Annotated in this window: 9 protein-coding genes; 7 read left to right on the top strand and 2 right to left on the bottom strand. The window is 75.7% G+C overall.

The window, feature by feature from the left end; genetic code table 11:
* From ACFU6K_RS24890 to ACFU6K_RS24900, 3 genes are all read left to right on the top strand, one after another.
* Positions 1–1,058: D-alanyl-D-alanine carboxypeptidase family protein (locus ACFU6K_RS24890; RefSeq protein ID WP_380666502.1), on the top strand; the 1,058-nt coding region annotated here is incomplete at its 5' end.
* Positions 1,059–1,075: 17 nt separating this feature from the next.
* The gene (locus ACFU6K_RS24895; RefSeq protein WP_380666504.1) at positions 1,076–1,861 is read left to right on the top strand and encodes a DUF4239 domain-containing protein; all 786 of its coding nucleotides are present in this window, start codon (positions 1,076–1,078) and stop codon (positions 1,859–1,861) included.
* A gap of 22 nt (positions 1,862–1,883) precedes the next feature.
* Positions 1,884–2,297: a PPOX class F420-dependent oxidoreductase gene (locus ACFU6K_RS24900; protein ID WP_380666506.1), complete on the top strand. Its 414-nt coding sequence runs from the start codon at positions 1,884–1,886 to the stop codon at positions 2,295–2,297.
* Positions 2,298–2,343: 46 nt separating this feature from the next.
* Here ACFU6K_RS24900 and ACFU6K_RS24905 read toward each other — a convergent pair whose 3' ends face one another.
* Entirely contained in the window at positions 2,344–3,123 is a 780-nt protein-coding gene (locus ACFU6K_RS24905) for an MBL fold metallo-hydrolase (protein ID WP_380666508.1), read from the bottom strand.
* Between the two features lie 142 nt (positions 3,124–3,265).
* Here ACFU6K_RS24905 and ACFU6K_RS24910 point away from each other — a divergent pair, with 142 nt between their 5' ends.
* A complete protein-coding gene (locus ACFU6K_RS24910) occupies positions 3,266–3,667 on the top strand; it encodes an NTP pyrophosphohydrolase (protein ID WP_380666510.1) in 402 nt (133 codons plus the stop codon).
* Positions 3,668–3,680: 13 nt separating this feature from the next.
* Here the strand turns inward: ACFU6K_RS24910 and ACFU6K_RS24915 are convergent, their stop codons facing one another.
* Complete coding sequence (locus ACFU6K_RS24915; protein ID WP_380666512.1) at positions 3,681–4,136, bottom strand: hypothetical protein; 456 nt, start codon at positions 4,134–4,136, stop codon at positions 3,681–3,683.
* A 230-nt stretch (positions 4,137–4,366) separates the two neighbouring features.
* Here ACFU6K_RS24915 and ACFU6K_RS24920 point away from each other — a divergent pair, with 230 nt between their 5' ends.
* The 3 genes from ACFU6K_RS24920 to ACFU6K_RS24930 are packed head-to-tail and all read left to right on the top strand — an operon-like array spanning position 4,367 to position 7,310.
* Complete coding sequence (locus tag ACFU6K_RS24920; RefSeq protein ID WP_158077736.1) at positions 4,367–4,528, top strand: hypothetical protein; 162 nt, start codon at positions 4,367–4,369, stop codon at positions 4,526–4,528.
* On the top strand, positions 4,525–6,828 hold the full coding sequence (locus ACFU6K_RS24925; protein WP_380666514.1) for a heavy metal translocating P-type ATPase: 2,304 nt from the start codon (positions 4,525–4,527) through the stop codon (positions 6,826–6,828). Before ACFU6K_RS24920 ends, ACFU6K_RS24925 begins: the two co-directional genes overlap by 4 nt.
* A complete protein-coding gene (locus tag ACFU6K_RS24930) occupies positions 6,825–7,310 on the top strand; it encodes a copper chaperone PCu(A)C (RefSeq protein WP_380666516.1) in 486 nt (161 codons plus the stop codon). The genes ACFU6K_RS24925 and ACFU6K_RS24930 overlap by 4 nt, the downstream gene beginning before the upstream one ends.
* Positions 7,311–7,356 lie beyond the last annotated feature (46 nt).

The raw sequence follows: 7,356 nt of genomic DNA on the forward strand, positions 1-7,356 counted from the left end.
TCAAGATGCTGTTCGCGGACACCGTGCTGCCCAAGTTCGACCGGGCCACCGAACACAAGGTCACCACGACCGAGCTCGCCAGCCTCGGCGCCGGCAGCAGCCTGGTCGGCGTCAAGGAGAACCTGCCGTACCGGGTCGAGGACCTCTGGCGGGGCGTCTTCCTCAGCTCCGGCAACGACGCCGTCCACGTCCTCGCCCACATGAACGGCGGCATCCAGCAGACCGTCACCGAGATGCAGGAGCGCGCCCGGACGCTCCAGGCCCGCGACACCAAGGTCGTCTCCCCCGACGGCTACGACATGGACGGCCAGGTCTCCTCCGCCTACGACCTCACGCTCTTCGCCCGGGCCGGGCTGCGCAACGCCGACTTCCGCTCCTACTGCGCCACCCGCACCGCGCACTTCCCCGGCGGGCTGGACAAGCTCACCGGCCGGCGCACCAGCTTCGACATCGCCAACACCGACCGGCTGCTCGGCAAGTACCCCGGCCTGATCGGCGTCAAGAACGGCTACACCACCAACGCGGGCGCCACCTTCACCGGCGCCGCCGAACGCGACGGCCGCACCCTGCTGGTGACGGTGATGCACCCGGACGCACAGGGCAGGGTCTACGACGAGGCCGCCAGCCTGCTCGACTGGGGCTTCGCGGCCGCCGGGAAGGTCCAGCCGGTCGGCACGCTGGTCGACGACACCGCCGCGCCCGCCCCCGCCGGGCCGTCCGCCACCGCGGCGGGCGGAGCCGAGGCCGGCGAGCAGCTCCCGCCCTGGTCCCGCCCGCCGCTGACCAGCGGCTCCGGCTCGGGCCTCGCCCCCGCCGTCTGGACCGCCGCCGTCCTCGGCACCGCCCTCGCCGCCTGGGCCACCGCCCGGGTCGCCGCCCGCCGCCGCACCGCGTCCGCCGCACCCGCCGCACCCGCCGCACCCGCCGCCCGGGCGTACGACGGAGGCGGGGCCAGCGCCGTCGGGGGCGCCACCGGCGTCGGCGGCCACGGCCGACACCGGCTCACCCGCCGCGCCCGCACCCTGCTGCGCACCGCCCGGACCCGCGGGCCCCGCTGACCGGACAGGGCGTACCCGTGGAACTCTGGCTGCTGAACCACTTCTCCACCGCCCTGCTCGCCCTCCTGGTGGTCGGCGGCTTCATCGTCCTCGCGGTGGCCGCCAGCCTCGTCAGCACCCGGCGCTTCCCCGCCCTCGTCGGAGGCGAGAACAACGACATGGTCGGCGTGGTGCTCGGGATGTTCGGGGCGATCTACGGGATCATCCTCGCCTTCGTCATCGTCAACCTGTGGACCGAGCTCCAGGACACCCAGAAGATCGTCTCCACCGAGGCGACGGCGGTCTCCCAGATCGCCCGCGACGCCGGCGCCTTCCCGCCCGACGTCCAGGCCGCCGTCGACGCCGCGGTCCGCGGCTACGTGCACGCCGTCGTCGAGAAGCAGTGGCCGCTGATGCGGGCCGGCCACGGCGACTTCTCGGTGACGTCCTCGAAGGTGGACGCGATCTACCAGGCGCTGCGCGCGTACGAGCCGCAGTCCCAGTCCGAGCAGGCCTTCTACACCGAGGCCCTGAGCAGCCTCAACGACGTGGTCGGCCAGCGCCGGGACCGGATCAACGCGAGCCGCGAGGAACTGCCCGTACTGCTCCAGGTCCTGATCGTGGGCGGCGCGCTGGTGATCCTCGCGCTGACCCTGCTGTACGGCATCCGCAGCCTGAAGGTGCGGATGCTGTTCGTCGGCTCGGTGGCCGCCCTGATCGGGTTCAGCCTGCTGCTCGTCCTGGTGCTGGACCGGCCCTTCGCCGGGGAGCTCAGCGTCTCGCCGACGCCGTTCAAGGAGAGCGCGCTGGCCAGGTTCTGGTGACGTTCCCCCTAGACTTCGGGGCATGACCACGCCCGACCCCTCCGCCGCGGACCGGCTCGCCCGGATCGTCCGGCTCTCCTCCGGGAGCTACCTGCTCGTCACCACGTACAGGAAGGACGGCACCGCCGTGCCGACCCCGGTGTGGGTGGTGCGCGACGGGGAGGCGCTCGGGGTCTGGACCGTCGCGGACTCCTGGAAGGTCAAGCGGATCCGCAACCGCGCCGACGTGCTGGTCGGCCCGTGCGACGTCAAGGGCCGCCCGACCGGCGAGCAGTACCCCGCCACCGCCGAGCTCCTCGGCCCCGAGCGCACCGCCGCCTACCGCACCCTGCTGCGCCAGAAGTACGGCCTGCTCGGCGTGCTCACCCTGCTCGGCAGCCGGCTGCGGCGCGGCGAGCGCGGCACCGTCGGCATCCGGATCACGCTGACGGACTGAGCGCTGACGGCCCGAGCATTGACGGACTGAGCGCTGACGGAGCGGGCTACGGGTGCGGGCCCGCCAGCGCGCTGGGCAGCGCGACGAACCCCGACTCCGGCCCGAACCGCTCCTCCAGCCCGTCCGCCAGGGCGTTCAGCGCGGCCGCGCCGTCGCCGTGGAAGGACGAGCCGTGCATCACCGCCAGGGTCCGCGGGCGCAGCTCGGCGAGGGAGCGCAGCGCGGTCGCGGCGGCCGTCAGGCAGGAGGTCTGGCGGAACAACCCCTCCGATTCCAGGGCCGATTCGACCAGGTCGGCGTCGGTGACGGCGGGCCCGTTGCCGAGGTGGGTGAACAGGTCGCCGCAGAACAGGGTGCGGGTCTGCTCCTCGAACAGCACCCGTGCCTCCCAGCCGTGCGGCACGTGCGCGGTGTTGATGTTGCGCACCCGTCGGCGCACCTGGCGCCCGCCGAGGTCCAGCACCTCGCCGTCGTCCATCGGCACCGGCGGGCGGTCGGCCAGGTCGTTCAGCGAGACCAGGCAGCCGAGCGTGTTGTGCGCGACCCGCGCGTGCGGGGCCGCGGCGAGGAACTCGTTCATCGCCCCGCACTCGTCCGCCTCGACGTGCCCGAAGGTCACCCACCGCAGCCGCTCCACCGGCAGCACCCGGCCGACCGCCTCGGACACCGCCGGGAACAGCGAGCGCATCCCGGTGTGGAAGATCAGCGGCTCCTCGGCGTCGACCAGGAACTGGTTGAAGGTGAACCCGGCGGGCGGGGCGATCTCCGGGACGAAGGTCGAGACCCGGTAGATGCGTTCGGCGATCTCGTCGATGCGTGTCTCCATGGGCCCGTTGCCTACCCGAACGGCCTCGGGCCACCGAGCAGGCGGCGCCGGACATGCCGCCCGCGTCGCCGGTTCGGCCGAGCGGCGCGGCTCCGACCGGCCACCGCGGAACCCGCCCGGGCGGCGTGGCAGGCTGGCGGCCATGGACGAGAACGAGGCCGGGCCGCTCCCGCTGCTGGTGGTGGACGGCGCGAACGTGGTCGGATCGGTGCCGGACGGCTGGTGGCGCGACCGGCGGGGCGCCGCCGAGCGGCTGCGGGACGCGCTGGTGGCCGTCGCCGAGCGGGGCGTGCCGGAGCACCCCGGCCCGTCGGAGGTGGTGCTGGTCGTCGAGGGCGCGGCCCGGGGCGTGGACGGCGTGCCCGGAGTACGGGTGGTGGCGGCGAGCGGCAGCGGCGACGACCGGATCGTGGAGCTGGTCCGGGCCGAGAAGACCCGGAACCCCGCCCGCACCTGCCTGGTCGCCACCGCCGACCGCGAACTGCGGGCCCGGGTCGGCGCGTTGGGGGCCACCGCCATCGGGCCGCGCAGTGTTCGGCCGTAGCCCCCCGGGGTGGCTAGTCGGCCTGGGTGGCGTACATGCCCCAGTGGATCGACGGGTCCGAGGTGTGCGCGGTGAACAGCAGGTCCCGGCCCGGGCGGGCGGGGACCTCCACCGAACCGACGCCGGTGGAGTCGACCGGGCACTGGACCGTGAAGTCGACCGGCGCCGCGCCGCCGATGTGCACGTCCACCGAGCCGCCGCCCCGGCAGCCGAGCGTGAACGTGAACGGCATCGACGGGTTCACCGAGGCCGTCACGGCGCCGCCGTCGCCGATCCAGTCCGGTATCCAGATCAGCCCCTCCGGCCCCGGGTGCGGCAGGATCTCGCCCGTCCCCGGCTGGCCGAGAACCGCGGCGGGCGCCTCGGCCCCGCTCCCGGCCGGCTGCGCCACCGCCGTCCCGGCGAGGGCGAGCACCGCCCCCACCGCCCCGGCCACCGCTGCGAAGCCGTGCTTCCCCGTACGCTTCATCGCTGATTCCCCCTTCGGTGTTCCTCGGCCGCACGCCCGGTGTTCGGCGTGCGAGGCAAACCTACGACGCCCCACCGACAAGGGACACCCGCCGGGGGTGCCGCCCGGCGGAGCGGCCTGGCACCGCCGGTTCGCGAACGTACGGGAACCGGTTCGGAACGTACGGGAACCAACCGCGCCGCCCGTCCGACTGCTGGGAGGTGAGTGCGAAGTCGCCGGGAGTCCGGCCGTTGAGTGTGCTGGCGGGGTTCGTCCTGCTGCTGGTGGTGGTGTTCGTGGTGGCCTACGGGGTGGGGCGCCAGGTGGGCCCGGTCGCGCCCGGGTTGCGGCCCGGTAGCGGGGGCGGCGCGTCGCCCGGGATGGACGGGCACGGCATGGGCGGGATGCGGTGAGCGCCGTCGCCGAACCCGTGGTCGCCACCGATCTGGCGGTCGGCGGGATGACCTGCGCGGCGTGCGTGGGCCGGGTGGAGAAGCGGCTGGCCCGGATCGACGGGGTGACGGCCGGGGTGAACCTGGCGACCGGACGGGCCCGGGTGCTGCATCCGGCCGGGGTGCCGGTCGCGGAGCTGGTGGCGGCGGTCGAGCGGGCGGGCTACACCGCCGAGCCGCTGCCCGCGGGGGCGCCGGTCGGGGTGGCGGCGGAGGAGCCGGACGAGCGGTGGCGGCTGCTGGTCACCGCCCTGCTGGCCGTCCCGGTGCTGGTGCTGTCGATGGTGCCGTCGACGCAGTTCACCGCCTGGCAGTGGGTCTGCTTCGCGCTCGCCGTCCCCGTGGTGACCTGGGGGTCGGCCGGTTTCCACGGCCGGGCCCTGCGGGGGCTGCGGCACGCGGCGGCGACCATGGACACCCTGGTCAGCCTGGGTGTGGTGGCCTCCTTCGGCTGGTCGGCGTACGCGCTGTTCCTCGGCGGGGCGGGCGATCCGGACATGCGGATGCCGTTCTCGCTGACCGCCGACGGCGGCGGCACCGCGCACGTGTACCTGGAGGCGGCGGTCGGCGTACCGCTGTTCGTGCTGGCCGGGCGGCTGCTGGAGGGCCGGGTGCGGCGGCGCAGCGGGTCCGCGCTGCGGGCGCTGGCCGAGCTGGGCGCCAAGCAGGTGTGCCTGCGGGGGGCGGACGGCGAGGAGCGCCTGGTGCCGATCGAACTGCTGCTGCCCGGGCAGGAGTTCGTGGTGCGGCCGGGCGAGCGGGTGGCCACCGACGGGGTGGTGGTCGACGGGGGTTCGGCGCTCGACCTGAGTCTGCTGACCGGGGAGAGCGTGCCGGTCGAGGTCGGCCCCGGGGACCGGGTGGCGGGCGCGACGGTGAACGTGGGCGGCGCCCTGGTGGTGCGCGCCACGGCGGTCGGCGCGGACACCCAACTGGCCCGGATCACCGCGCTGGTGGCGGAGGCCCAGGCCGGCAAGGCGCGGGCGCAGCGGCTCGCGGACGCGGTGGCCGGGGTGTTCGTGCCCTGCGTGCTGGCGGTCGCGGCGAGCGTGCTGGGCTTCTGGCTGGGCGCGGGCGCGGCCCCGCAGGCGGCGGTGACGGCGGCGGTCGCGGTGCTGGTGGTGGCCTGCCCGTGCGCGCTCGGGCTGGCCACGCCGACGGCGCTGCTGGCGGCGACCGGGCGGGGCGCGGAGCTGGGCGTGCTGGTGCGCGGCCCGGAGGTGCTGGAGAGCCTGCGCCGGGTGGACACGGTGGTGATGGACAAGACCGGGACGCTGACCACCGGCCGGATGGAACTGGCCGCCGTCACCACTGCGGACGGCCTCGCGGAGGAGAAGGCGCAGGAGAAGGCGCAGGAGGAGGCCCTGCGGTTGGCCGGCGCGGTCGAGCACCGCTCCGAGCACCCGATCGGCCGGGCCGTCGCGGCGGCGGCCCGCGAGCGCTGCGGGCCGCTGCCGGCCGTGACCGGTTTCGCGGCCGCCACCGGGCTCGGGGTGTCCGGGACGGTCGAGGGCCGGGCCGTCCGGGTGGGGCGGCCGGACGACGCCGCGCTGCCGCCGGCGCTGGCCGAGGCGGTGGCCAGGGCCGGGGAGGCGGGCCGCACGGCCGTCGTGGTCGAGCTGGACGAGCGTCCCGCGGCCGTCCTGGCGGTCGGCGACACGGTGCGCTCGGGGAGCTGGCGGGCCCTCCACCGGCTGCGCGGGCTGGGCCTGGAGACCGTGCTGCTGACCGGGGACGGCCCCGGCGCCGCCCGGGCGGTGGCCGCCGAACTGGGCATCGAGCGGGTGCACTCCTCCGCCTCCCCCGAACGCAAGGCCGAGGTGGTGGCCGAACTGCGCGCCGCCGGACGGACGGTCGCGGTGGTCGGCGACGGCGTCAACGACGCGGTGGCGCTGGCCTCGGCGGACCTCGGGGTGGCGCTGGCCTCCGGCAGCGACGCCGCGATCGGCGCGGCCGGGCTGACCCTGGTGCGCGGCGACATCGAGGCGGTGGTGGACGCCGTACGGCTGGCCCGGCAGACCCTGGCGACCATCCGGGCCAACCTGCTCTGGGCCTTCGGCTACAACCTGGTGCTGATCCCGCTGGCGGCGGTCGGACTGCTCAACCCGATGCTGGCGGCGGTCGCCATGTCGCTCAGCTCGCTGCTCGTGGTGGGCAACAGCCTGCGGCTGCGCACCTGGGAACCGGGGCGGGGACAGCGCAGGGGTCAGGGACAGGGACAGCGCGAGGGTCGGGGACAGCGCGAGGGAGGACGACGGTGAAGGTCTGGAAGCGTCTCGGGGCGGTCGGCCCGCCGGTCGGCGCGGCGGCGCTGGCCCTGGTCCTGCTCACCGGATGGACGGCGTTCGGCGGGGCCGGCCGCGACCGCCCGGTGGAGGCCGGGCCGGGCTGGGTGCTGCTGCCGACGGCCGGCGCGGCCTCCGCCACGGCGGCCTTCTTCACGATCCGCAACCCGGGCGACATACCGGACGAACTGACCGGCGCCAGCTGGGAGTTCGGCGGCCGGATCACTCCCAAGCGGCACCTGCACCAGGGTGCGGCGGGCCGCTGGGAGGCGGCCCCGGCGCTGCCGGTGCCGGGCCGCGGCGAGCTGCGGATGACCCCGGAGGACGCGGACCTGATGATCGCCGACCCACCGCGGCTGCGGGCCGGCCAGTGGGTGGAGTTCACCCTCACCTTCCGGCGCAGCCCGCCGCTGCGGCTCGCCGCCCAGGTGCTGCCGGCGGCCGAACGGCCGCGCTGAACGGCCGCACCGAACGGGCACGCTGAACGGCCGCACCGAACGGGCA

The sequence above is a fragment of the Kitasatospora sp. NPDC057512 genome (assembly GCF_042802135.1).
In the GTDB taxonomy this organism is placed as follows: domain Bacteria; phylum Actinomycetota; class Actinomycetes; order Streptomycetales; family Streptomycetaceae; genus Kitasatospora.